Here is a 25,458-nt window from a genome sequence, read left to right on the forward strand (position 1 = left end):
CGCATTTCTCCATTTTCTTCGCGCTTATCGGCTGGGTGCGGTGTGCACGACGACGGGTGCTGCACAGAGAGCTCCCGGCCGACCGTCCGCATACTGGGGCAGCTTCCCGGACCGCTCGCCAGGCCGGCGGTCCGGGAAGGGTGCCTAGGATGATGAATGCGCTGTCCAGACGGTCCCGCGAGGCTCGTACTCCAGTATTTCTTCCACCTGCAGCACGGCATCCGAGCCGATTTCGCGCTTGAACAGCCACAGGCCCAACTCCAGCCCCGAGGAGACGCCTCCGGCGGTGACGAGATCTCCGTCGTCGACGACGCGGGCGTTCTTGACGAGGCCGCCCTGCGCTTCGAGTTCCGCCTTGGCCAGCTGATGAGTAGTACAGGGACGGTCCTTGGTCAGACCCGCCGCCGACAGCAGCATCGCCCCCGTACAGACCGAACTGATCGTCAGCCCCTCCCGGGACGCGGCGGCGAGCGCCCGCGGCAGGACACCGCGCTTGATCTCCGCCCAGACGCCGGCCCCTTCCGGGCGTACGTACCCCCCTCCCGGCACCACGATCACGTCCGCCTTCTCCGGGGACCACCGATGCTCGACCTGGAAACCGACGCCGTGCGCGGAACGGATCGGTCCGGGGCGTCCCACGGTGACGTAGCGGACCTCCGCCCGGCCCTGGCCGTTCACGAAGACCGAGTGCGGAGCGACGCAATCCAGCTCCTCGACCCCGTCGAACATCACGATGTCGACGCGCAGCGGCGCCGTACGCCGTGGTGCGGCCGAGGCCGGGGCGCCGCTGACAGCTGTGGCGGTCAGCGCGCCACCGGCCACGACTGCCGCGCCCGCCGCCGTCGTTCCGTGAAGAAATCGTCTGCGCTCCATGACTGTGTCTCCTGTGTCTGTCGAGCGTCCGACCGGGCAGTGACGTGGCATGTGCGTTCAAAACAGCACCAGGACGGCCGACCGGGCTCACAGTGACCGGCCGCCGGTGGACGACCTCCTGTTGCGCATACGTTCGGCTCATGCTGGTGAAGTAGTAGTCGCTTCCCGCGCCGACCAAGTTCCCACGAAGTTTTTCCGGTGCAGCTGACACGACCCGTGTGGGCGCGTTTTGACGGTGTCTCAGATAGCACAGGGCGCCGGGCCGGATACTCACCCAGGTCGCCGAAATGCCCTACGGCTGGCGGTACTTCTGGATCGCGCGGACCGTCACCCGGGGCGGGTTCGGCTGCCGGATCCGCGAACGCCGCGACTGCGCCCAGCGCGCCCGGTCTCCGGCCGGCTCGCCGTCGCCCCCGACCGGCGGGCCTACGTGCCCTGTCCGGTCGAGACCCGCACACCGTGATACGTCACCGGGACGAACGTCGGTGACAGGTCATCCAGGCTTCGGATCACCGTCCAGAGCCCCGCCTCGGCCGCCGCACGGTGAGTCGACTCGCCCCGACGCTGTGCGAATCGCCCGAGGAGGAACCGCGTCGGGTCCTCCCCGTCGTTCAGGGCCTGACCGAGCCATCGTGAAGTGTGGACTACCCGAGTTCGTCCCAGTGGACTGTGCGGTCGCACCAGCGGTTCAGGAGGGCGCGGTCGTGGCCGACGGCGATCAGCCCGGCGCCGGTGGTGCGGCGGTAGTCCTCGACGACCGCGACGAGTGCGGCGGTGGTGGAGGCGTCGAGCATGGCGGTCATCTCGTCACAGATCAGCCAGCGCGGGCGCAGCACGAGGGCGCGGGCGAGGCAGGCGCGTTGGAGTTGGCCGTCGCTTACTTCGTGGGGGCGTCTGCCGAGCAGGTCCGGGGTCAGGCCGATGGTGGCGGCGAGTTCGGTCACCCGCTCGGTCGAGGCGTCGCGGCGGCCGGTGGCTCGCAGGGGCTCGGCGATCAGGTCGGTGAGTCGCAGTCGGGGATCCGCGGAGAGTCTGGGCTGCTGGAAGACGACGCCGAAGGCCGTGCGCAGTTCACGTGGGGCACGGTGGCGCCAGTGGCGTACGGGGGTTCCGTCGAGGGTGAGGGTGCCGGAATCGGGGCGGTGCAGAAGAGCGGCGACGCGGGCCAGCGTCGACTTGCCGCAGCCGCTGGGGCCGAGCAGGCCGACGGCTTCGCCCGGCTCGACGGACAGGGAGGCGTTCCGTACGACAGGAGTGTTTCTGCCGTATCCGGCGGTAATGGCGCGCAGTTCAAGCACGGGAGTTCTCCGGTATGTGCGGGTGGTGGCAGGCGGCCGTCTCGGTGAGGTTCGGCAGTGTCACGCAGGCGTCGTCGGCCCGGGCGCAGCGCGGTGCGAAGGCGCAGCCGTCGGGCAGGTCGCCGAGTTCCGGAGGCATGCCGGGGATGGCGGTGAAGGCGCGGTCCGGGAGGGCGTGGAGGAGGCCGCGGCTGTAGGGGTGGCGGGGGCCCGGGGTGCCGAAGAAGACTGCCGCGTCGGAGATCTCGACGATGCGGCCCGCGTACATCACGGCGACACGGTCGGCGATGCGCTCGGCGGCCGACAGGTCGTGGGTGATCATCAGCAGGGCCCGGTCGGCGTCGTCGATATGGCGCCGTAGTTCGTCGACGGTGTGTTCCACGAGATCGCGGTCGAGTCCGGTGGTCGGCTCGTCGGCGAGCAGCAGAGGCGCGTCGCCGACCAGGGCCAGGGCGGTCGCGGCGCGCTGGGCGAGGCCGCCGGAGAGCTCGTGCGGGTAGCGGTCGAGGTGGTCCTCGGGGAACGCCGTGCGTGCGACGGCCGTCTCGGCGGCTGCGCGCACGGCCGTACGCCCCCGTATTCCGGTCAGGGCGGAGACCGTCTCCTGCACCTGGGAGCGGATGGTGCGGACGGGGGTCAGATGCGCGGCCGGGCTCTGCGGTACGAGGCCGATACGGCGGCCCCGTACGGTGCGGGCGAGGGTACGTTCGTCGGCGGCGAGCAGGTCGAGGCCGCCGAGGCGGGCCTCCCCTGTGGTCTGGGCGTTGGCGGGGAGCAGGCCCAGGAGAGCGGAGGCCAGGACGGATTTGCCGCAGCCGCTCTCGCCGATCAGGGCGAGGCACTCGCCGGGTGCCACGTCGAAGCGGGCCTCGGTGACGGCGGCGATCCGCCGCCCGCCCGGCATCAGGAAGCGCACCGAGAGTCCACGCACCGACAGTACGGGAGGTCGCTGAGGCGGTCCCTCGGTCACAGCATCAGCTCCGATCGGCGACGGGGATTGATCCGCTCACGCCAGGCTCCGGCGAGGCCGGCGATGGCGAGGGTGGGGATGATGAGGAAGAGACCGGGGAAGAGAGTCGGCCACCACTGGCCGGCGAGCAGGGTGCCCCGTGCGCCCTGGATGAGGGTGCCGAGGCTGGCTGTGTGGGTGGGCAGTCCGAGTCCGAGGAAGGACAGGGCCGACTCGTGCCACATGGCGTGCGGCACCATCAGCGTGGCGGCGAGTGCGGCCTGGGGCAGCACCGCGGGCAGCAGATGCCGTACGGCGACCCGCCACCGGGACGCGCCGCCGGAGACGGCGGCGTCGATGTACGTGCGCGAGCGCAGGGAGAGAATCTCGGCGCGGACGATCCGCGCGGTCGACGGCCAGTGGGTGAGGGCGACCGAGACCACTACCGGCCAGATACCCGGCCGGAACAGCGCGACGATGAAGATGCCCAGAAGCAGGTGGGGTACGGCGGAGACGGTGTCGATGATCCGCATGAGCCCGCGGTCGGCCCAGCCGCCGAGGGCTCCGGCGGTGGCTCCGACGGCCGTACCGATCAGGGTCGCGGTGAACGCGGCGGTCACACCGACGAGCAGCGAGACCCGAAGCCCGTAGACGCAGCGCAGCAGCAGGTCCCGGCCGACATCGTCGGTGCCGAAGGGGTGTGACCAGGAGGGCGGTCGCAGTTTGGCCGCCAGGTCGACCGCCTGCTGGTCGAGCTGGGCGAAAGGCGGCACGAGCAGTACGGCGAGCACGGCCACCGTCACCAGAACCACCGAGGTGCGCACCCGCAGCGTGCGGGTGGAACGGCGGTTGGTCCGGGAGGAGCGCCATACGGCCCCGGTCCGCTCCTCGGTCTCCACCACGGTTTCCGTCATCGGCGTTCACATTTCACTGAGCTTCACCCTCGGGTCGAAGAGTCCGTAGAGGAGGTCGGCGAGGAGGTTCCCGGCGAGGACGGCGCCGGTTGCCAGCGTCGCGAGCGCGGCGAGCAGGGGGAAGTCGACGGCGGTGGCCGCCTCGACGGTGGCCGCCGCGATGCCCGGCCAGCTGAAGACGGACTCCACCAGCAGGGCGCCCGTGATGAGTTCGGGAACGCGCGTGCCGATCAGGGTGAGGACCGGCAGGAGACCGGAGCGCAGCGCGTGACCGAACAGAACGGTGCCTTCGCCCAGTCCCCGGGCGCGGGCCCCGCGCACCGGGTCCTCCGCCAGGGCCGCGCCGACCCCTTGCCGTACGTAGAGCGTGAACCAGGGCAGTTGGGAGGCGGCGAGCACTCCGGCGGGCAGGACCAGGTGGCTTGTCACCTGTGCCGGGGTGATCTGCTCGCTGGCGGTGTCCGTCAGCCCGCCCGCCGGGAGCACACCCCATTGGAGGGCGAACAGCCAGATGGCGAGCAGCGCGATCCAGAAGACCGGAGCCGCCTCCAGGATGTAGGCGAGGGAGCTCACGATCCGGTCGAGCCACGACCCGGGACGGCGGGCGGCCAGCGTCCCCAGCACGGTGCCGGCCAGCACGGCGACGACGAACGCCACGGCGCACAGCAGCGAGGACCACACCAGGCGCTCGCCGATCACTTGGGCCACCGGCTGGCGCAGCACGCTGGAATGGCCCAGGTCGCCGCTGAAGGCCGAGGTCAGCCAGTGCCACCAGCGTGTGGTGAAGGGCTGGTCCACACCGAGGTTGTCCCGCAGCCGGTCCAGGGTCTGCTGGTCGGCGCCGAGGGCCGCCGTACCCATGTACGCCTCGACGGGATCGAAGGGGGAGGCGGCGGCGATGGCGAACATACCGAAGGTGACCACGAGGAGGACGGGGACGGCGAGCACGGTCCGCCGTCCCGCCAGACGCGCCATCTCCCCCCAGGGCAGGGAGGCGGGGGTCACTTCTTCGGCTGCCAGGTCTCGATGTTCCACCAGGGGCCGCTGGAGAAGCCGTGTTCGTGCGGTTCGAGCTGGGTGGTCAGCCCGTCCCAGCGGGCGGCGAGTACATAGAGGTGGTCGATGTGGGTGAGGAAGGTGTAGCCGGGGTCCTTGACGAGTTCGCGTTGGAGCGTGTCGTACGCGGCGCCGCGCACGGCCGGGTCCTGGCTGCGCCGGCCGGTGACGAGGGCCTGGTCGACGGCCGGGTTGTCGTAGCGGGCCATGTTGTTGAAGCCGTTGCCCGCGAGGGAGGAGTGCAGCAGGGTGTAGAGACCGAAGTCGGGGTCTCCGGTGCTGCCGCCGCCCGCGAGGACCGCGTCGCCGCCCATGCGCGGTTTGATGACCTCCCAGGTCGCGCTCTCCACCGTCACATCGATGCCTGCCTTCTTGGCATCGGAGGCATAGGCGAGGGCGTGGTCCTGGCGGACCTTGTCGCCCGATCGGTAGAGGAGGGTGAACGCGGCCCGTCTGCCGTCCTTGGTACGGAGGCCGCCGTCGCCGGCCTTCCAGCCCGCTGCGTCGAGGATCCGTACGGCCTTGTCCAGGTCCCGGGTGCGCTCGATGCCCTTGGCGAACCAGGTGTCGTCGACGGGCAGTGGCCCGTACGCGGGCCGGCCCGCGCCGTCGAGGATCTTGTCCACCATGGCGTCGCGGTCGACGGCGGCGTCCAGCGCCTGCCGGATGGCACGGTCTCCGGTCACCTTGTTGGCGGTGGGGAGGGTGACGGTACGGAAGTCGTAGGACTTCGCGTCATAGGTCTTCACCCCGTCGGTGTTCTTGAAGGTAGCGGCGAGATTGGGCGGGAGGATCGCGCCGTCCAGATCACCGGAGCGCACCCGGGTGGCGCGCACGTCGTCGTCCGGGATGACCGCCATGGTGAACGTACTCACCTTCGGCCGGCCGCCCCAGTAGTTCGGGTTGGCCTTGAAGGTGAGCTTCTCGCCCTTGCTCCAGGCGGAGAGGACATAGGGGCCGGTGCCGACCGGCCGGGTGTTGAACGAGCCCGTGTTGGGATCCTGCCCGCCCGCTATGTGCTCGGGAACGATGGGCAGCACCGTGCGCCCCGCGAACGGCGCGTACGGGTACTTCAGGGTGAAGACGACCTTGCCGTCACCGCTTGCCCGGACCTTCTCGATGGCGTCCAGCTCGCTCCGGGCGGTGTTGTTGGTCTTCGCGTCCAGGACGGTCCGATAGGTGAAGACCACGTCGTCGGCGGTCAGCGGCTCGCCGTCGCTGAACGTCACGCCGTCGCGCAGGGTGTACGTGTAGGTGAGGCCGCCGTCGCCGACCTTGGGCAGCGCCGTGGCCAGCGCGGGAGTCAGCTTCAGGTCCGCGTCGCGGGCGAGGAGTCCGTCGAAGATCTTGGAGTTTCCGTCCTTGCCGTAGCCGAGCAGCGGGCTGAGGGTGTCCGGTTCGGACGCGACCCCGATCACGACGGAGTCGGTGGACCGGCCTTGGTCATCGCCACTGCCGGGTGCGGAGCAGGCGGTGAGCCCGGTGACCACCGCCGCCGCGACGGCGGCACCTCGTATCCGACGGGTCCTCATCAGCCTCACGCCCTTACTGCATACAGCCTGCTGTTGCTATTGATGTGCGATAGCAGCGTTACCCAGGACTGTCGCGCAACAGTCCGTTCCCCGGCCACCGGTTATCCGGGCCGCGCCCATCCGGGACACCACCCACGGGACGCCGCGGCCGGTGGCCTCGGCCCGCGGCGGGTTCTGCCCGGCGGGCCGGACCGGGATGCCGTGTTCGACCAGCAGCCGCCGCAGCCTGCCTTTGCCGGTGGCGAGGATCCTGATGGTTCCGGGGGCCAGAACTGAAGCCGCCCGTATGCGGAACGTCGGATCGCTGACCGCTCCGGTTCCCGTGCGGCGCCGGGAGAATCGTCACGTGTGGGTAGACCGCTCAGGAGGGCATTCAAGGATGCCGACCGTGCCAGCATGGTCCGCGCGGGCCTCGTTGAACAGCACCCGCCGGACCTTCGTACTCCTCCCCACACTCTCCCCGTGTAACCGCGGGCCTCCGCCTCTGGAGTGGTGATGGCAGATCAACGGCAACAAGTTCCCCAACTCTCCGATGTGCTGGTGCGGTGGGTGCCGCCGCCCGCGCTCACCGGGTTTCTGGTGCTGCTCGTCGCGGTGTTCGGCCTCTCGTACGGGATCGGATCGTCCGTCGGGCCGGTCGCACCCGGGATGCACCCCGGTTCGGTTTCCGGCACGGATCCGGGCACAGAGCGGCAGGGCGGCGGCGGGATGGACGACATGCACTCGGGCGGTGGGCGATGACGGCGGACCCGGCGGGGACTCTCGCGACCACCGACCTGGTCGTCGGCGGCATGACCTGCGCGGCGTGTGTCAGCCGGGTGGAGAAGCGGCTGGCGAAGCTCGACGGGGTGACCGCCACGGTCAATCTCGCCACCGGGCGGGCCAGGGTGACCCACCCCGCCGGGATCGCCGGGGAGGACCTGGTCGCTGCGGTCGAACGCGCCGGATACACGGCCGAACTCCCGCCGCCTCCCGAGCCGGTGGAGGACGCGCCGCGGCCGACGGAGCCGGACAGGACGGCCGACAGCCGGGCCAAGAAGGAGGAGCGCGACCGGCTGCTGATCACCGCACTCCTGTCGGTGCCGGTGATCGCGCTGTCGATGGTTCCCGCTCTCCAGTTCCGCAACTGGCAGTGGCTGTGCTTCATGCTCGCCGCACCGGTGGCCGTATGGGGCGCCTGGCCGTTCCACCGGCGCGCGCTGCTCGGGCTGCGGCACTCGGCGGCGACCATGGACACCCTGGTCTCCCTCGGCGTCGCGGCGTCGTTCGCCTGGTCCACGTACGCTCTCTTCCTCGGCGGCGCCGGCGAACCCGGGATGGAGATGCCGTTCAGCCTGCTCCCGTCCGCCGCCGGGGATGTCGCGCATGTCTATCTGGAGGCGGCGGTCGCCGTACCGCTCTTCGTCCTGACGGGTCGTCACCTGGAGGCCCGCGCCAAGCGCGGCACCGGCGAGGCGCTGCGCTCGCTGGCCGAACTGGCCGCCAAGGAAGTGACCATCAGGGAGAACGGGAAGGAACGCCGTATCCCTGTAGCGCAGTTGCGGGTCGGCCAGGAGTTCATCGTCCGCCCGGGGGAACGGATCGGCACCGACGGGCTGGTGATGAGCGGCAGTTCGGCGCTGGACCTGTCGCTGGTGACCGGGGAGAGCGAGCCCGTCGAGATCTCCCCCGGCAAGGCGGTGATCGGCGCCGCCGTGAACGTGGGCGGTCTGCTGCGGGTACGGGCGACCGCGATCGGTGCGGACACCCAGCTCGCGCGGATCACCCGCCTGGTCACCGAGGCCCAGGCGGGCAAGGCCAGGGCGCAGCGGCTGGCCGACACCGTGGCGGGCTTCTTCGTACCGGTGGTGCTGGCCCTCGCCGTCACCGTCCTCGGTTTCTGGCTCGGCGCGGGCGCGGACCCGCAGACGGCCGTGACCGCCTGTGTCGCCATCCTGGTCGTCGCCTGCCCCTGCGCGCTCGGTCTGGCCACGCCCACCGCCCTGCTGGCGGCCACCGGCCGGGGCGCCCAGCTCGGCGTCCTGGTCAGCGGGCCCCAGGCGCTGGAGACACTCCGCCATGTCGACACGATCGTCCTGGACAAGACGGGCACACTGACCACCGGCCATATGACCGTCACCAAGGTCACGCCGTCGCCCGGTGGCCTCGATCACGACACGGTGCTGCGGCTGGCGGGCGCCGTGGAGACGGGCTCCGAACACCCCCTGGGCCGCGCGATCACCACGTACGCGCAGCGGGCACTGCCCGGAGCGCCCCTGCCCGAGGTCACCAAGTTCCGTGCCACTCCGGGCTTCGGGGTCGCCGGTCGCGTCGAGGGCCACCGGGTCGAGGTGTGCGCCCCCGGAGCCGGTCTGCCCGGACCGCTGGCCCAGGCGCTCGCCGACGCGGAAGCCGCCGTCCGGACACCGGTCCTGGTACGGGTGGACGGAGCCGACGCCGCGCTCATCGCCGTGGGAGACATCCTGCGGCCCGGCAGTTACCGGGCCGTGGAGCGGCTGCGGCGCCTCGGCGTGGAGCCGCTCCTCGCGACCGGTGACCGCGCCGCCACCGCCGACGCGGTCGCCGCCGAACTCGGTATCACCGACGTCCACGCCCGCTGCACCCCCGAGGACAAGGCGCGGCTGGTGCGCCGGCTGAAGGACGAGGGCCGGCGGGTCGCGGTGATCGGTGACGGGGTGAACGACGCGGCGGCCCTGGCCGGTGCCGATCTGGGGATCGCGATGGGCAGTGGTACGGATGTGGCCATCGGGGCCGCCGATGTGACGCTGGTACGCGGTGACATCGAGGCCGTCGCCGACGCGGTCCGGCTCGCCCGGCGCACCCTGGGCACGATCCGCGTCAACCTCGTATGGGCCTTCGGCTACAACGCCGTCACGGTGCCACTGGCCGCCGTCGGCTGGCTCAACCCGATGGTGGCCGCCGCCGCGATGTCGGTCAGCTCCCTGCTGGTCGTCGGCAACAGCCTGCGCCTGCGCGCCTGGCAGCCCACCCCGTCCCGTACGTCCCGCACATCACGCAAAGGGAGCCGACGATGACGAATCCCACCGCCACCGGGTGGCAGCCCACACGCGGCCGTCTGCGCGACACACTCATCGCCGCAGCAGCCCCGGTGATCGCCTGCGTGGTGGCCCTCGGCGGCCTCACGACCTGGGTCAACTCCGGGGCCGCCGGCAGCCGGCCGCGACTCGCCATCAGCAACGCCCGTATCTTCCTGCCGTACGGCGACGGCCAGTACACCTCGGCGTACTTCCGGATAGCCAACACCGGCGACGCCGACGACGAGCTGCTCTCCGTCACCTCCCCGGAGATGGCCGAGGCCATGCTCAGCGTCGACCGGGACAACGGCAAGGGGGGCGCCATCATGTCCATGGTGGACAAGGCCACCGTCCCGGGCGGCTCGGCGCTGACCATGTCCCCGTACGGCCTCAATGTCATGGTGCGAGCCAGAACGAAACCACACTGGCAGCTCGGCGACACCGTCCCCTTCACCCTGCACTTCCGCCACAGCGGACCCCAGAAGAGCGTCGCGGTCGTGATCACCCCCAGTACCGACTGAGGCCGTGTTCTCCGCCCCACCCAGCACCCACGCACCAAGGAGTCTCCATGACCGAGCAGCGCTACCACGTCGCGGGCATGACCTGCGGCCACTGCGTCAACCACATCACCGAGGAGGTCACACAGGTCCCCGGAGTGAGCCACGTACACGTCGACCTCGAAGCGAATTCAGTAACGGTCAGCGGTACGGAACTCGACGACGCCCAGGTACGCGCCGCGATCGCCGAGGCGGGCTACACCGTCACGGTGTGACGCCCCGGCGCCCAGCCGCCCCGGCCCCTTTTCACCGGGTTCCGGACCCGCCCCGAGAGGGACTGGACCTCGGTGAAAGGATGAGGCCGCTATGACGGCAGGGCCTGTGACGCGGATGCTGAGGGCTGCGATGTTCGCGGCCCTCTGCGTGCTGCTCGCCGCGCTCGGCCACGTCGTGATGTCGGGCTCGGCGCTCCCGTGGTGGGCCATGTCTGCCGCTTTCATGCTGACGGCCTCGGCCGCTTGGGCCTTCGCACGCGGGGAGCGCGGGCCTGCCGTAGTCACCGGGGCGGTGGTCGCGGTACAGGCCGCGCTCCACACCGGCTTCTCCCTGGCACAGACGGTGTCCGGACCGGACAGCTCCGGAGACATCTCCTTCGCTCAGCAGTGGGCGAGCTATCTGACCTGCGGGGCGACCGGTCCGACCGGAATGTCGTCCGGCGACGCCGAAAGCCTCGTCAACGCGGCCGGTCTGGGCAGCAGACTCCAGGGCCCGCCGCCCGCCATGTCGCACGGTGCGATGGAGGGCATGGGCCACGCGGGTCATCTGATGTCCGCGGGCGCCGACGGCACCGCCTCCATGACACACGACATGGCCGGAATGTCCCCGTCCTGGATGATTCTGGCGCACCTGGTGGCGGCTCTGCTGTGCGGCGTGTGGCTGGCTCACGGTGAGCGAGCGGCGTTCCGCCTTCTGCGCGCGTTCGCCGGCTGGATGTTCGCCCCTCTGCGGATCCTGCTCGCTCGCCCAGCACGCTTCGGGCCTCCCCGGACCGGCCGCCGCGGGACCAGGACCCATCGCCGCCCGCGCCGGTTCCTGCCGGCCTACTCGCTCATCTCGCGGGGTCCACCCGTCGTCACCGCTGTCATCTGACAGCCGGCATCCCCGTACCGCAGGCCGCACTCGGCCCGCCGTACGGGTCATCGGTCGCGCCATGACGCGTGACCGAACGACGTACCGGTCCGCCACGGCGCACCGGTTTTCCGGATTCTCCGAGAGGGACGACAGCCGATGTCTCCTGCCCTGTACGCACCTGCCGGGCACGACCGTGCCCGGTCCGAACACCACAGCCGGACCGGTGATGAAGCGGCGACTTTCTGGGCTCTTGCCGCCCGGGAGGGCGACCGCCAGGCCGCCGACCGGTTCATCCGCGCACTCCACCTCGATGTGTGGCGCTTCGTGGCCCACTTGAGCGCGGACCCGCAATCCGCCGACGACCTGACCCAGGACACCTTTCTGCGGGCCCTGAGCAGTCTGCACGGATTCGAAGGCAGGTCCTCCGCCCGCACCTGGCTGCTGACCATCGCCCGCAGAACAGTGATCGACAGCCGCCGCAGCGCGTCCGCCCGCCCCCGGCAGGCGGACGGCGAGGACTGGCAACTGACCGTTGAACGCACCCAGGAGAGGGATCTGCCGGGGTTCGAGGAGGGAGTGGCGCTGACCGAGCTGCTGTCACTGCTCCGGCGCGAGCGCCGCGAGGCATTCGTACTCACCCAGCTGCTCGGTATGCCCTATGCCGAGGCCGCGGTGCTGTGCCGCTGCCCCGTGGGCACGGTGCGCTCCCGCGTCGCACGCGCCCGTATCGCCTTGTGGCAGCTGCTCGACTCCGCCGAAGACAGGACCGGCGATCTCGAAGCCCGCGGGGCGTCAGCCTGACAACGGGCCCCGAGACCGCGGCCCGGACGGCGTGACCTGCCGTCCGGGCCGCGGTCTCCGGTCCGTCACATTCGCCACGGCCATCGGTCTCTCCCGCGCGGTGTGTCACAGGACACACAGCACCCAGAAGGGAACTACTTCCCCGGACCGGCCGACGACTGTGAGGAACGCTGGCCGAAAAGCGCCGGAACACCGCAGCGCGAGGAGTGACGAGATGTCGGCGGAAGGCCGAGCAGCGGAATCCGGGGAGGACGTCCAGGACCGGGGCAGCCCACGCGCCGGGTCTGACGCGGACCCGGGAGTCGCCTAACAAGCCTTTCCAGAAGTCGTCTTGAGTGTCAGTCTGGTTCCCGGCGGTTGCCGTGTTCCAGGTCACCCGCCGGGCGTTGAGTAAGGGACCAGGTCTCCGCGCGTTACTCATCATGAGGCTCAAGTTCCCGCATACGAGGATGAGGCCCCTGATGACCGCTGGGTGGTGTCTGCGCACGGTGCGGGCCGCGATGTTCGCGGCCGTCTGTGTGCTGCTCGCCGCCCTGGGCCATGTGGTCATGTCCGGCTCCCCGGTGCCCTGGTGGGCGATGACCGCCGCGGCCCTGGCGACGGGCGGCGCGGGCTGGTGCCTCGCCGGCCGCGAGCGGGGGCTGCCACTGATCGTGTCCGTGGTGGTCGTCGTCCAGGGCGCGCTCCACTCCTCGTTCTCGCTGGCGCAGTCGGCCGTTCGGCCGTCGGCACCGGGCTCGACAGGGCACGACGCGGGAGCCATGCACATGGACTCCGCGGACATGTTGCGGATGAGCGCGGGCCATCTGACGCATTCGGGACACGAGATGGGCGGCAGCACATCGTCGTCCGGGATGTTCGTCGCCCACCTGCTGGCAGCGCTGTTGTGCGGGGTGTGGCTCGCGTACGGCGAGCGCGCCGCTTTCCGCGTCCTGCGGGCCCTCGCATGGCGGCTGACCGCGCCGGTGCGGTTGCTGCTCGCCCTGCCGACTCCCACGCACCGTCCGCGCGTCGGCGTAGGGCGTGACCTCTCGGACCGCGCGCCACGACTGCTCCTTCTCGTTCACGCGATCACTTCCCGGGGACCACCGGAGGGGACCGCTGCCGTCTGACGGCAGCTGTTCTCCCGGAGCACCTCTGTGCGTGCTTCGGGCATCGGTCGTACCTCCCCGTACGGCTGTACCTCTTACCGGACCGCTGCCTCTCGCACGGGGTCCGGATCACGGATAACCGGAGAAGGACGCCTTGTGATGACTTCTGCCCTGCCCGTTTCGCGTGACGACACGATGTCGGCCGATGAGTCGGCAACCGCCTGGGCGCTGGCCGCCGCCAGTGGTGACCCGCAGGCCGTCGACCATTTCGTCCGCGCTCTGCACCGTGACGTGGTTCGCTACGTCACCCACCTGTCCGCGGACCCCCAGGCCGCCGACGACCTGGCCCAGGAGACGTTTCTGCGGGCGCTCGGCAGCCTGCACCGCTTCGCGGGGCGGTCCTCGGCCCGGACCTGGCTGCTGTCCATCGCACGCCGCACGGTGATCGACAGCTTCCGGTACGCCGCCACCAGACCGATGCCCAGCGACACCCCGGACTGGCAGACGGCGGTCGAGCTGGCGCAGCCGCGTAGCATGCCCGGCTTCGACGACGGCATCGCGCTCCTCGATCTGCTGGAGACACTGCCGGACGACCGTCGTGCAGCATTCGTCCTCACCCAGATGGTGGGACTGACCTACGAGGAGGCGGCCGAGATCGGCGGCTGCCCCATCGGTACGGTCCGCTCCCGCGTGGCCCGCGCCCGGAGCACACTCCTCGGCCTGCTCGCCGAGGCGGACGCGCCGGCCACGCGATCGGATTGGCGGGAACTCATCGCCTCCAGTGATCGACTAACTGTTCGGACCGTCACTGACTCCGTGTCGGATCTCTCCCCGACCACGGCCTCCGTCCAGAACAGGAGATGTGCGTGACACCTGAGATAGAGAGAATATTCGCGGCGATCAGGAGCGAGTCCGGCCCGGAATCGATCACGCGCGTCGAGCAGATGCTGAAGCCGGGAAGAGCTGATCGCCATCCACTCCAGAAGGCCGCGAAGTGGGTTATGCCCGGACTCTCCCAGCGTCCCTGGCACGAGCCTTACGGGTACGCCGAGATGAGTCCCGTGGTGAAGGCTCTGGAGAGCAATCACGCGACGATCAAGGCGGAGCTGGAGGCTGCGTGGACGGCGCGGCGGGACGAATTCTCGGACTACGAGCACTATTTGACGCGGCAGGAGAACTGGCAGGCCCTCTACCTGTTCCGCAAGGGAGCGCTCGTCGAGAGTTCGGCGGATACCGCACCGACCGCGTACAGGGTGCTCAAAGAGCATGCTGTCGACACGGAGAAGATCTGCCCGCTCCTGGAAAGCCACTTCTCGACGCTGCTGCCGGGCGCCGTTGTCGCTCCCCACTGCGACCTCTGGAATTTCAGCATCAACCTGCATCTCGCCGTGGACATACCCGAGGGATGCAGTATCACGGTCGCGGAAGAGACACGCTCATGGGAGGAAGGGAAGTGTCTGCTCTTCGACTACTCCTTCGAGCACGCAGCCCGCAATGAAGGAAGCCGCCCCCGCACCTGCCTGCTCGTCGACCTCTGGCATCCGGAGACCACCCTTCCCGAACGGAAGGCACTGGTCGCTCTCATCACCGAGATCCGCGCGCTGATGGGTGAGGAGTAAGCCCCGGCGGGATCCGGAGTAATTCGGCAGGCGAATTCCCAGGAGTGATCTCGATGTTGACCGCGACAAAAAAGCCACCCGTTCCGCACCGACAATTTCTCGGGCTTGCCCTGTTCATCCTGGCGATGGCCCAGTTGGTGATCTCCCTCGACTACAACATCGTGTATGTGGCTCTCCCCAGCATTGGGGCGGGGGTGGGTTTCTCCGGCCAGGACCTGCAATGGGTGGTGAGCGCCTATGTCGTGGCCAACGGAGGTTTTCTGCTGCTGGGCGGGCGGGCCACGGATCTGTTCGGACGGCGGCGGATGTTCGTGCTGGGAGCGCTGCTGTACGCGGGATCCTCACTGATCGGCGGATTGTCGGAGTCGGCCGGGGTCCTTGTCACGGTCCGGGCGGTACAGGGCATCGGCGGAGCCCTGCTGTTTCCCGCGACGCTGTCCCTGATCAACACGGTGTACGCCGAGGGGCCCAGCCGGAACCGGGCTCTCGCCGTGTGGGGAGCGGCGGGAGCGGGCGGACTGTGCTTCGGGTCGCTGCTCGGCGGAGTGCTGGTGGAAGCCTTCGGCTGGCCGTCGGTGTTCTTCGTCAACGTCCCGTTGGCGGGAGCCATCGCGCTGGCAGGACGCGTACTCTTCCCGGCCGACGGTCCCCGGGCCGGGAAGCGGCAGGTCGATCTGGCGGGTGCGCTCACCGCCACGGGTGGCATCACCCTCATGGTGTTCGTCCTGGTGAGTGGGCCCGAGGCGGGCTGGGGCAGTGGGTCCGTCCTCGGGGGTGCGGCGCTGTCGCTGGTGCTGCTGACTCTCTTCGCCGTTGTCGAGAAACGCTCCCGTGATCCGCTGGTACCGGCCCGGCTGTTCGCGCACCGCGGTCTCGTCATGGCGATGGGAGTGACCGCCCTCTACAGCGCCACGTTCAGTTCGGTGGCGTACTTCCTGACCCTCTACTTCCAGTCGGTGCACGGCTACAGCGCGTTCGCCACCGGCCTCGCCTTCCTGGTGCCCGCCGTGGTGGTCGCCGCTGGGACCCAGGTGGGGGGACGAGCCGTCTCGTCTTTCGGAACGCGCCGGATACTGGTCGGCGGGATGGTGCTGGGTGCCGTCGGCGCCGCCGCACTCGGCCTCGCGCTCACCCACGACGGTCCGTATCCGATGCTGCTGCCGGGGATCGTGCTGCTGGGTCTGGGACAGGGCGCAGCGTGGACGGGCATGTGGATCGCCGCGTCCTCCGGGATCGCTCCGGGCGATCAGGGCATCGCTTCCGGAATGGCGTCGACAACACTCCAGGTGGGGGGCGCGGTGGGGCTGGCCGCGCTGATCGCCGTGACGCGGGTGGGCGGTCCGGGCCTGTCCGGTGACGGCCTTCTCGATGGAATCCGTACCGCCCTGTTCGTGATCGCGGGCGGCATCTGTTGCGGTGTGCCGGTGGCTCTGGGCCTCCGCAGGTCAGCAACCCCTTAAACCGTGGACGTTCGTCCTTCGAGTCCGTAGCCCTCGGCGCCCGGCCGCCGTCCACTGCCCCCGGAAGCCCGTCGTACAAGGAGAACCGCCGTGTCCCGTGTTGTGCCGTCAGCGCCCATGCCCGCCGCTGTCCTGTGCGGTCTGGCCGGCTGGGTACCGCCTCGTGTGGTGACCAACGACGAGCTCTCCCAGCGGCTCGACACGGACGACGCGTGGATCCGCGCCCGGACCGGAATCGGGCGCCGGCACATCATCGAGCCCGGCCAGGCGACCTCCGATCTGGCGGTGGAAGCCGGCCGGCGCGCCCTGCGCTCCTCCGGCGTCCGGACCGCCGACGCGGTCGTCGTCGCCACGACGACCCCGGACCGCTCCTGCCCGGCGACGGCACCGGCCGTCGCCGCCCGGCTGGGGCTGAGCGGAGTCGCGGCGTTCGATGTCGGCGCTGTCTGCACCGGGTTCGTGTACGGGCTGGCGACCGCGGCGGGCCTCATCGCGGCCGGAGTGGCCGAACGGGTCCTGCTCATCGGCGCCGACGCCTACTCGACGATCGTCGATCCCACGGACCGGGCCAACGCGATCATTTTCGGAGACGGCGCCGGAGCCGTCGTGCTACGAGCCGGGCACCCCGGCGAACCCGGCGCTGTCGGCCACTTCGACCTCGGCAGCGACGGCGACCACGAGGACATGATCATGGTCGCGGCCGGCGGCTCACGGCAGCGTTCAGCGCTGGGTGAAGTGAGCCGCGAGGAGCGGCACTTCACCATGCGCGGCAGGGAGGTCTACCGGCACGCGGTGACCCGCATGGCCGAGTCCGCCCGCTCCGCCCTCTCCCTGGCCGGCCGAAAAGTCGAAGACATCGACCACTTCGTACCCCACCAGGCCAACCTGCGGATCCTCCGGTCCGTGGCCGAAGACCTCGGACTCCCGCCGGAGCGCTGTCTGTCCCATGTCGAGTCGGTCGGCAACACCGGCGCCGCGTCCATCCCGCTCGCCCTGGCCGACGCCGCCGCCCGGCAGGCGATCGCCCCCGGCGACCGTGTCCTGCTCACCGCCTTCGGGGGCGGCCTCACCTGGGGGTCCTGCCTCCTGACCTGGCCCATGATTCCCGCCCCGAGCCATCCGTACGACCAAGGAGACGAAACCGCGTCATGAGCACCACGTACGAGCAGTTGGCCGCGATCCTCGCGAAACTGCACGACACCCCGCCCGAACGGATCACTCCTCACGTGACCTTCGCCGAGCTGGATATCGACTCGCTGACGATGGTCGAGATCAGCATGCGCGTCGAGCGCGACCTCGGCGTCGCCATCGACGACAACGAGCTGCGGCCGGACCTCACTCTCGGCGCCGCCACCGCGCTGATCGACGCAAAACAGGCCGCTTAATCCACCCACCGGGCCGACCAGGCCGGTTTCACCATCACCACACTCCACACGGAAGACAGAACACATGAAGATCACGGAGCGGCCCGGCCAGGCGATCGGCGCGACGGTCGAGGAATTCGACTACGCCACCGCGTCGGTGGCGGACATCGAGGCACTCAAGCAGACCGTCTACACCAAGAAGATCGCCGTCCTCAAGGACCAGGACCTGTCACCGCACCAGTTCCTCGAACTCGGAAAGCGGCTGGGGCGTCCGGAGGTCTACTACGAGCCGATGTACAAGCACCCCGAAGTGGAGGAGATATTCGTATCCTCCAACGTTCCCGAGGACGGCCGGCAGATCGGTGTACCGAAGACGGGGAAGTTCTGGCACGCCGACTACCAGTTCATGCCCGACCCCTTCGGTCTCACCCTGATCTACCCGCAGGTCGTCCCGGAGAAGAACCGCGGCACGTACTTCATCGACATGGGCAGCGCCTACGAGAAGCTCTCCGAGGAGCTGAAGAGCGAGATCGGCGGCATGTACTGCCGACACTCCGTGCGCAAGTACTTCAAGGTCCGACCGCACGATGTCTACCGCCCCCTCTCGGAAATCCTGGACGAGGTCGAGCAGAAGACACCGCCCGTTGTCCAGCCGACCACCTTCCTCCACCCCATGACCGGCGAAAGAGTCCTGTACCTCAGCGAGGGCTTCACGGTCGGCATCGAGGACGAGGAGGGCAAGCCGCTGGACGACGACCTGCTGCGCCGGCTCTTCGAGGCCACCGGTCAGCTCGACGAGACGTTCACCCACGACAACATCCACCTGCAGACCTTCGAGAAGGGCGACCTGCTGGTCTGGGACAACCGCAGCCTCATCCACCGGGCCCGGCACACCAGCACCCCCGAGCCGACGGTCTCCTACCGAGTGACTGTGCACGACGAGAAGAAGCTCTACGACGCGGATGCCGCCGCATGACCGCACACGCCGCACAGGCCACCCTGGCCGAACCGTCGCGGCAGCGGCCTCAGCGGACGTACGCCACCGACGAAGACCTGCTGGCGCGCGTGCTTGCGCCCTACAAGAAGCACTGCCTGTACCTGCGCGCCGCCGCCGTCACCTCACGCGACGGAAAAGCCTCCGCCCAGTGCGAATTCTCCATTCCCGAGTCGTGCTACATCGATGACACCGGCCATCTGAATTCCGTCGAGGTCAACATCTGTTACAACCAGATGATGTATTACCTGGTTGCCAAGTCGGTGCAGGAAGGGCTTCTGGCCGGGTTCGAATCCTGGACGCTGGACGACTTCTGGAAGCACCAGCTTCCCGACATTCTCATAGCCCGTTTCAGCAGCAACTTCCGGCGTCCCGTCACCCCCCGTTCCTTCTCCGGGGAGATGGAATTCCGGTCCGTCACCCGGCGCACTCCGGGCAGCGGCGCTCCCTTTCTCCACGCCGATACGTCCTTCCGCTACTGGGACACCGACGGCGGGCGCTGCGACGGCCAGTCAACACTCGCTTTCGTCAATATCCCCTGAAAAACGATCTCGTCACGAAAGAGAGTGGAGGGTTCTGCATGGAAGCGACTTCGGCACCGGAGACGTCGGGCGGGACGCCGACAGCGGCATCCCGGCAGAGACTGCACTATCCACAGCTGCGGACGCTCGTCCAGACCGCGCGATTCCACGCGGAGCACCGGCCGCAGACGCCCGCGGTGCTCTGCGAAGGACGCGGCCTGACCTACGGGCAACTGCACCAGGAGAGCAATCGGATCGCCCACGCCATTCGGGCCGCCGGGCTCGGTCCGGGGGCGCGGGTCGCGTACCTGGGAAAGGAGTCCGAGCACTACTACGAGATCCTCTTCGGCTGCGCGAAGAGCGAAACCGTTCTGGTACCGGTCAACTGGCGGCTCACCGCACCCGAGGTGAGCCATATCCTCCAGGACTCCGACACAGAACTCCTTTTCCTGGAGGAGGACTTCGCCCCGGTCGTCGAGCGTCTGCCGACCGCTCCGCCGAAGACGGTGGTACGGCTGGGGGCGCCGGACGGGTTCGCCTCCTGGAAAGCGTGCCGACCCGCCACCGACCTGCCCTCACAGCCGACCCCGGACACCCCGGTCGCTCAGCTCTACACGAGCGGAACCACCGGTCTTCCCAAGGGCGTTGTCCTCGCACATCGCAGTTTCTTCGCGATCCGCGACGCTCTGGCGCGCGAGGAGCTGGACTGGATCGACTGGCGGGCGGGCGACATCGCCCTGATCGGCATACCCGGCTTCCACGTGGGCGGCCTGTGGTGGGCCACCCAGAACTTCAACGCCGGCGTCACGGTCGTGGCGATGCGCGCCTTCGCCGCCCGTGATGCCGTCGACCTCATCCGCGGTCTCGGCGTCACCACGGCCTGTGTGGTGCCCGCCATGCTCCGCATGATGCTGGCCGAACCCGGCCTGAGCACCGAGGACTTCGTCACCCTGCGCAAGACGGTGTACGGCGGGTCGCCGATCTCCGAGGCGCTGCTGGAGGAGAGCCTGGCCGTCCTGGACTGCGAGTTCGCGCAGATCTACGGACTGACCGAGACCGGCAACACCGCCGTCTGCCTCCCGCCGGCCGATCACGTCCCCGGCAGCCCGCTCATGCAGGCCGCCGGCCGCCCGTATCCCGGGGTACGCGGCAAGGTCATCGACGACCGGGGCCGTGAACTACCGCCGGGAGCCGTCGGAGAAGTCTGCCTGGCCACCCCGGCCCGGATGGTGGAGTACTGGGGGCTGCCCGACAAGACAGCCGAAACGCTGGTCGCCGGCTGGATCCACACCGGGGACGCGGGATACATCGACGAGGACGGCTACGTCTTCATCCGCGACCGCATCAAGGACGCCATCCTCGTCGCGGGGGAGAACGTCTATCCCGCCGAGATCGAGAACGCCCTGGAGTCCCACCCCGGTGTGGCCGAGGCGGTGGTCGTCGGGGCCCCCGACGAGCGCTGGGGCGAGAGCGTCCACGCCTTCGTCGTAGCCGTACCCGGACCTCCGCCCACCCCCCGCGAACTGCACACCTTCCTCGTCAGCCGCCTCGCGAGCTTCAAACTGCCGGCCCGGTACGAGTTCATCGACCAGGTGCCGCGCAACCCCAGCGGGAAGATCCTGCGCCGGGAGCTGCGCGACCGCTTCTGGAGCGGCACCGAACGCAAGGTCAACTGATGCCGCCCGCCGTCGAACCACCAAGAGAGAGCAACATGTCTGATCCCCTCACTCTGGCGGGCTTCCGCGCGGACCTGGCGGAGTTCCTGCACCAGCGGCCCGAGGAAGTCGACCTTGAGGAGAACCCCCTCTACGCGGGCCTCGACTCCTTGCGCATCGTCACCCTCGCCGAACGCTGGCGGGCCACCGGCGTGGAGGTGAGCTTCATCGAGCTCGCCGAGTGCACCTCCTTCGCCCAGTGGTGGCAGCTGCTGTCCGGACACACGACGGGAGCCACCCGTGGCGACACCTGAGGGAACCGGGGAGCGCCACCCGCTGCTGGCCGCCCAGGAGGGAATCTGGACCGGCCAGCAGCTCGACCGGGGCAGCCCCGCCTACAACACGGCTGAATACGTGCGGATAGACGGCCCGGTGGATGCCGGGGCCCTGGACCGGGCCCTGCACCAGGTGGTCGCCGAGACGGAGGCCCTCAACGTGGCCTTCGTCGCCGACGACCTGGGGCGGCCCTGGCAGATCGACGTCCCGGCCGTCGACTGGCAGCCGCACATCCTGGACCTCAGCGCCGAGCCGGACCCGCACGCGGCGGCCATGGCGTGGATGGCGCGGGACATGGCCCACCCCGTCGACCTCAAGAAGGGCCCCGTCTTCGGCCACGCCCTGCTGCGGACCGCGCCCGGCACCCACCTCTGGTACCACCGCGTCCACCACATCGCGCTCGACGGATTCGGACTCTCCCTGGTGGCCCGCAGGGTCGCCCAGGTCTACACGGCCCTGATGGACGGCGTACCCGTCGAGGCCGCCGGCTTCGGCCCGCTGGAATCGGTCCGGGCCGAGGAGCGCGCCTACCGGGCGTCGCCCCGCTGGGCCAAGGACCGGGACTACTGGACGACGCGCTTCGCGGACCGTCCGCCCGTCGCCTCCCCGGCCGGGCTGACGGCCCTGCCCGCCGCCACCTTCCTCCGGAGCGTCACGGACCTCGGGGCCGAGGAGACCGAAACGATGCGTGCCGTGGCGCGCGAGCTGTCGGTTACCTGGTCCGAAGTCGTCCTGGCCGTCACCGCCGCGTATCTGAGCCGGGCGACCGGAGCTGCCGAGACCGTGCTCAGCCTGCCGGTGATGGGCCGCCTCGGTTCGGTCTCCTTGCGTGTCCCGGCCATGGTGCGCAACATCATTCCGCTGCGTATCGCCGTCACCGGAGAGGACAGCCTGCGCACACTGGTGACGGGGGTCTCCGCTGAACTCCGGGCCGGGCTGCCGCACCAGCGCTACCGCTACGAACAGTTGCGCCGCGACCTCAAACTGGTCGGCGGGCAGCGCAGGTTGTCCGGGCCCGGTGTCAACATCATGCCCTTCGAGTACGACCTGCGCTTCGCCGGACACCGCAGCAGCGTCCACAACGTCTCCGCCGGCCCCGTCGACGACCTGGCGGTCAACGTCTACGACCGTGCCGAAGGCGCGGGGCTGCGAATCGCCTTCGACGCCAACCCCGACCTCTACGACCAAGCGGAACTCGCCGCCCATCAGCAAGGGCTGCTCTCCCTGCTCCGTGCGGCCGTCGCGGCTCCCGACCGGGCACTGTACGAGTCCGGCGGCCGGGCGCCCGTCACGGTGCTCGACGGAGGGCCGCTCCCCGGGCCCGTCCGCCCCGTACTCAGTCTGATCGCCGACCACGCGGCCCGGCGCGGTCGGGCCGTCGCCGTCGAACACGACGGGCGCGCGGTCACCTACGCGGAGCTGTTCTGCTCGGCAAGGGACTTGGCCCGCAGGCTCGCCGCCCGGGACATCGGTCCTGGCGCTCTGGTCGCCGTGGTGCTGCCACGGGGGATCGAGGTCGTCACCGCGATCCTCGGCATCCTGCTGTCCGGTGCCGCCTACTGCCCCCTCGACCCGGGCGCGCCGGCCTCCCGTACGGCCGCCCTGCTCGACGACGCCGAGCCCGCCCTCGTCCTCACCTCCGGAACCAGTACGGGCGGCTTCGGCGACCACGCCGTACTCCGGCTCGACCTGCCGGAAACCGAGGCGCGCGGCCCACAACCCGCGGCACCGTCCCCCGCCGACCCGGCCTACGTCATCTACACCTCCGGCTCCACGGGACGGCCCAAGGGAGTGGAGATCAGTCACGCGGCGCTGGCCGGCTTCGTCAGCGGTGCCACCCACCGCTACGGACTGGGCGCGAACGACCGTGTCCTGCAATTCGCGCCCCCGCACTTCGACGCCAGCGTCGAGGAAATCTTCCTCACCCTGTGCGCGGGCGCCACCCTCGTGGTCCGCACCGACGACATGACCGAGTCGGTGCCCCGGCTCATGGACGCCTGCGACCGGCTGCGTATCAGCGTCCTCGACCTGCCCACCGCCTACTGGCACGAACTGGCCTACGCCCTCTCTACCGATGCCGTCGTCCTTCCGCCGGGGGTACGGACCGTGATCATCGGCGGCGAGGCCGCCCTGCCCGAGCGAGCCGACCGCTGGCGCGAGGCCGTCGGCACATCGGTCGCCCTCTTCAACACCTACGGACCGACCGAGGCCACCGTGGTGGCCACCGTCGCCTCGCTCCACGACACGGCTCTGGCACCTGGGGACGTCCCGATCGGGCTGCCGTTGCCCGGCACCCGTGCCGCTGTCGTCGACGGGGAGCTGTACCTCCTGGGCGAGAACCTGGCTCTCGGCTACCGGGGCGGCCGGGCGCCCGACCAGTCCCGCTTCGCCCCGCTCGGCCGCCTGCCCGGAAGCCCGCGCGCCTACCGCACCGGCGATCTGGTGCGGTTCGGCAACGACGGACAGCTGCGCTTCGTCGGCCGGGCGGACACGGAATTCAAGATCAGCGGACACCGTGTCCACCCCGCCGAGATCGAGACCGTACTCCTCACCCACCCCCGGATCCGGGAAGCCGCCGTCGTGGGACAACTGCTGCCGGACGGGACCCGGCGCCTGGTGGCCCACCTCGTCACGGAGGACCCGCCACCGTCCGCGGCGGAGATCAGGGACCACGCACGCGAGAGGCTGCCCGCCGCGGTGATCCCGTCCGCCATCGAGTTCCATGAACGGCTGCCCCGTACGGGCTCCGGAAAGATCGACCGAACCGCGCTCAGCGCCCCGACCGCGCCAGCGGCACCGGCAGTCGCGGCTCCCTCGGCCGCAGGCCCCGTGGAACGGACCATCACCGGCATCTGGCAGCAGATCCTCGGCGCCGACCAGGTCTCCGCGTCCGACGACATCTTCGATCTGGGCGCCCGGTCGCTCCAGGCCATCCAGGCCGCCAACCGGCTCGGCATCGAACTGGAACGCGAGATCCGGGTCGCCTGGCTCTTCCAGCACCCGACCGCGACCGGACTGGCGGAGTTCCTTGAGCATCAGTCACAGACGTCGGCGCTCGCCCCCGGGCTCCCGACAGCCCTCCTGACCGACACCGTTCTCGACGACAACATCCGCCCCCGCACCGCTCCCCGGGCGACCACCGAGCCGCGGAAGATCCTGCTCACAGGTGCCACCGGCTTCCTCGGCACACATCTGCTGGCCGAACTCCTGGCCACCACCAGCGCCGAAATCGTCTGCCTCGTCCGCGCGGCCGACCCTGCCGAGGCCGCCACCCGCGTCCGACAGGCTCTCGACACCCAGCGGATACGAGTCAGCGAACCGGCCTGGAAACGGGTCACCGCGGTCCCCGCCGACCTGACCCACCGCCGTCTCGGCCTGGAACCGGCCCTGTTCACCGAACTCGCCGAAACCTGCGACGCGATCTTCCACAACGCCGCCACCGTCAGCATCCTGCGCGACTACGCCAGCCTCCGCGCCGCCAACACCGAATCCACCCGGCAGCTGCTCCGCATGGCAGCCGTAAGTTCGACGCCACTGCATCTGGTCTCCACCCTGTCGGTCGCCCCACCGCTCAGCCACAACACCGAGGTACCCGAAACCTTCCTGCCGTCCCACCCCGGACTGCGCTCCGGCTACCAGCAGTCGAAATGGGCCTCCGAACGTCTGGTGGAGCAGGCCGCCGAGCGCGGACTGCCCGTCACCGTGCACCGGCTGGGCCGGGTCGTCGGCCCGGCCGGCACCGGCTACGTGAACGAACAGGACTTCCTGTGGAGCGTGCTCCGGGCGGGCATCCCGGCAGGCATCCTCCCCGACGACCTCTTCGAGGCCGAGACCTGGACACCGGTCGACCACGTGGCCCAAGCCGTCGTACGCCTCAGCCTGGGCCCGCGCCGCCCCGGCAGCACCGTCTTCAACCACGCCCCCCGGCCGCCGGTGCGACTGGCCGATGTCTACGCCTGGGTGCGCGCTTACGGCTACGCCGTCCAGCACATGCCGTTGGCCCGCTGGCGGAGCGAACTGCCACGCTCCGCCGATGTCGCCGCGACCACTCTCGCCTTCTTCGACTCCTGGAGTACCGACGACACCGACAACTCGGACGGTCCCGAACTGCGCCTGGGACACGTACGCGCGGACAACGTCCGAACCGGCCTGCGAGGTACCGGCATCTCCTGTCCCCCGCTCGACCGCGACCTCATGTTCCGCTACCTCGACCACTGCGTATCCGCCGGCTCACTACCCGCCCCGGCCGACCGACGGCCCCGTCTGTCGCCCTCGGCGAAGTAGTGGGCCATTCCGTGGAACTCGGCCGCACCGCGCCCCGACTACTGAGTC

Annotated in this window: 23 protein-coding genes and 1 pseudogene; 18 read left to right on the plus strand and 6 right to left on the minus strand. The window is 70.0% G+C overall.

Annotation, left to right across the window (positions count from 1 at the left end; all coding sequences use genetic code 11):
• Positions 1-144: 144 nt before the first annotated feature.
• Positions 145-873, minus strand: coding sequence for a DJ-1/PfpI family protein (locus tag OG627_RS14980; RefSeq protein ID WP_329065290.1), 729 nt, complete (start codon positions 871-873; stop codon positions 145-147).
• Between the two features lie 254 nt (positions 874-1,127).
• Between OG627_RS14980 and OG627_RS14985 the strand changes: the two are divergent.
• Positions 1,128-1,336, plus strand: a pseudogene (locus OG627_RS14985) (short-chain fatty acyl-CoA regulator family protein); the annotation flags it as partial.
• A 181-nt stretch (positions 1,337-1,517) separates the two neighbouring features.
• Here the strand turns inward: OG627_RS14985 and OG627_RS14990 are convergent.
• From OG627_RS14990 to OG627_RS15010, 5 genes are all read right to left on the minus strand, one after another.
• On the minus strand, positions 1,518-2,171 hold the full coding sequence (locus OG627_RS14990) for an ABC transporter ATP-binding protein (protein ID WP_329065292.1): 654 nt from the start codon (positions 2,169-2,171) through the stop codon (positions 1,518-1,520).
• Complete coding sequence (locus OG627_RS14995; RefSeq protein ID WP_329072681.1) at positions 2,164-3,075, minus strand: ABC transporter ATP-binding protein; 912 nt, start codon at positions 3,073-3,075, stop codon at positions 2,164-2,166. The genes OG627_RS14990 and OG627_RS14995 overlap by 8 nt, the downstream gene beginning before the upstream one ends.
• A gap of 62 nt (positions 3,076-3,137) precedes the next feature.
• Positions 3,138-4,034: an ABC transporter permease gene (locus OG627_RS15000; protein ID WP_329065294.1), complete on the minus strand. Its 897-nt coding sequence runs from the start codon at positions 4,032-4,034 to the stop codon at positions 3,138-3,140.
• 6 nt (positions 4,035-4,040) lie between these two features.
• Positions 4,041-5,009: an ABC transporter permease gene (locus OG627_RS15005; RefSeq protein WP_329072683.1), complete on the minus strand. Its 969-nt coding sequence runs from the start codon at positions 5,007-5,009 to the stop codon at positions 4,041-4,043.
• Positions 5,010-5,035: 26 nt separating this feature from the next.
• Positions 5,036-6,622: an ABC transporter substrate-binding protein gene (locus OG627_RS15010; protein WP_329065296.1), complete on the minus strand. Its 1,587-nt coding sequence runs from the start codon at positions 6,620-6,622 to the stop codon at positions 5,036-5,038.
• 495 nt (positions 6,623-7,117) lie between these two features.
• Here OG627_RS15010 and OG627_RS15015 point away from each other — a divergent pair, with 495 nt between their 5' ends.
• The 17 genes from OG627_RS15015 (at position 7,118) to OG627_RS15095 (ending at position 25,410) form a co-directional block, all read left to right on the plus strand.
• A complete protein-coding gene (locus OG627_RS15015) occupies positions 7,118-7,363 on the plus strand; it encodes a hypothetical protein (RefSeq protein WP_329065298.1) in 246 nt (81 codons plus the stop codon).
• Positions 7,360-9,657 carry a heavy metal translocating P-type ATPase gene (locus OG627_RS15020; protein WP_329065300.1) on the plus strand — a complete coding sequence of 766 codons (2,298 nt, stop codon included), beginning with the start codon at positions 7,360-7,362 and terminating at the stop codon, positions 9,655-9,657. Before OG627_RS15015 ends, OG627_RS15020 begins: the two co-directional genes overlap by 4 nt.
• Positions 9,654-10,178: a copper chaperone PCu(A)C gene (locus OG627_RS15025; protein WP_329065302.1), complete on the plus strand. Its 525-nt coding sequence runs from the start codon at positions 9,654-9,656 to the stop codon at positions 10,176-10,178. The genes OG627_RS15020 and OG627_RS15025 overlap by 4 nt, the downstream gene beginning before the upstream one ends.
• A 47-nt stretch (positions 10,179-10,225) precedes the next feature.
• The gene (locus OG627_RS15030; RefSeq protein WP_329065305.1) at positions 10,226-10,429 is read left to right on the plus strand and encodes a heavy-metal-associated domain-containing protein; all 204 of its coding nucleotides are present in this window, start codon (positions 10,226-10,228) and stop codon (positions 10,427-10,429) included.
• A 91-nt stretch (positions 10,430-10,520) separates the two neighbouring features.
• Entirely contained in the window at positions 10,521-11,303 is a 783-nt protein-coding gene (locus tag OG627_RS15035; protein WP_329065306.1) for a hypothetical protein, read from the plus strand.
• 138 nt (positions 11,304-11,441) lie between these two features.
• Positions 11,442-12,086, plus strand: coding sequence for a sigma-70 family RNA polymerase sigma factor (locus OG627_RS15040; protein ID WP_329065308.1), 645 nt, complete (start codon positions 11,442-11,444; stop codon positions 12,084-12,086).
• 461 nt (positions 12,087-12,547) lie between these two features.
• A complete protein-coding gene (locus OG627_RS15045) occupies positions 12,548-13,198 on the plus strand; it encodes a hypothetical protein (protein WP_329065311.1) in 651 nt (216 codons plus the stop codon).
• 135 nt (positions 13,199-13,333) lie between these two features.
• Entirely contained in the window at positions 13,334-14,047 is a 714-nt protein-coding gene (locus OG627_RS15050) for a sigma-70 family RNA polymerase sigma factor (protein ID WP_443073479.1), read from the plus strand.
• On the plus strand, positions 14,044-14,796 hold the full coding sequence (locus OG627_RS15055; RefSeq protein WP_329065315.1) for an aspartyl/asparaginyl beta-hydroxylase domain-containing protein: 753 nt from the start codon (positions 14,044-14,046) through the stop codon (positions 14,794-14,796). Before OG627_RS15050 ends, OG627_RS15055 begins: the two co-directional genes overlap by 4 nt.
• 53 nt (positions 14,797-14,849) lie before the next feature.
• Positions 14,850-16,256, plus strand: a complete 1,407-nt coding sequence (locus OG627_RS15060; RefSeq protein ID WP_329065317.1) for an MFS transporter — start codon at positions 14,850-14,852, stop codon at positions 16,254-16,256.
• Between the two features lie 117 nt (positions 16,257-16,373).
• Positions 16,374-17,408 (plus strand): beta-ketoacyl-ACP synthase III, encoded by a 1,035-nt coding sequence (locus OG627_RS15065; protein WP_329072685.1) that lies wholly within the window; start codon positions 16,374-16,376, stop codon positions 17,406-17,408.
• Positions 17,405-17,641, plus strand: a complete 237-nt coding sequence (locus OG627_RS15070) for an acyl carrier protein (RefSeq protein WP_329065319.1) — start codon at positions 17,405-17,407, stop codon at positions 17,639-17,641. Before OG627_RS15065 ends, OG627_RS15070 begins: the two co-directional genes overlap by 4 nt.
• 64 nt (positions 17,642-17,705) lie before the next feature.
• Positions 17,706-18,596: a (3R)-3-[(carboxymethyl)amino]fatty acid oxygenase/decarboxylase gene (gene scoE / locus OG627_RS15075; RefSeq protein ID WP_329065321.1), complete on the plus strand. Its 891-nt coding sequence runs from the start codon at positions 17,706-17,708 to the stop codon at positions 18,594-18,596.
• The gene (gene scoD, locus OG627_RS15080; protein WP_329065323.1) at positions 18,593-19,156 is read left to right on the plus strand and encodes a (2E)-enoyl-ACP glycyltransferase; all 564 of its coding nucleotides are present in this window, start codon (positions 18,593-18,595) and stop codon (positions 19,154-19,156) included. The genes scoE and scoD overlap by 4 nt, the downstream gene beginning before the upstream one ends.
• A gap of 38 nt (positions 19,157-19,194) precedes the next feature.
• Positions 19,195-20,811: a long-chain-fatty-acid--CoA ligase gene (locus OG627_RS15085; RefSeq protein WP_329065325.1), complete on the plus strand. Its 1,617-nt coding sequence runs from the start codon at positions 19,195-19,197 to the stop codon at positions 20,809-20,811.
• Between the two features lie 35 nt (positions 20,812-20,846).
• The gene (locus tag OG627_RS15090) at positions 20,847-21,104 is read left to right on the plus strand and encodes a phosphopantetheine-binding protein (protein ID WP_329065327.1); all 258 of its coding nucleotides are present in this window, start codon (positions 20,847-20,849) and stop codon (positions 21,102-21,104) included.
• On the plus strand, positions 21,091-25,410 hold the full coding sequence (locus OG627_RS15095; protein WP_329065329.1) for an amino acid adenylation domain-containing protein: 4,320 nt from the start codon (positions 21,091-21,093) through the stop codon (positions 25,408-25,410). The genes OG627_RS15090 and OG627_RS15095 overlap by 14 nt, the downstream gene beginning before the upstream one ends.
• Positions 25,411-25,458: the final 48 nt, after the last annotated feature.

The organism is Streptomyces sp. NBC_01429, assembly GCF_036231945.1.
In the GTDB taxonomy this organism is placed as follows: domain Bacteria; phylum Actinomycetota; class Actinomycetes; order Streptomycetales; family Streptomycetaceae; genus Streptomyces.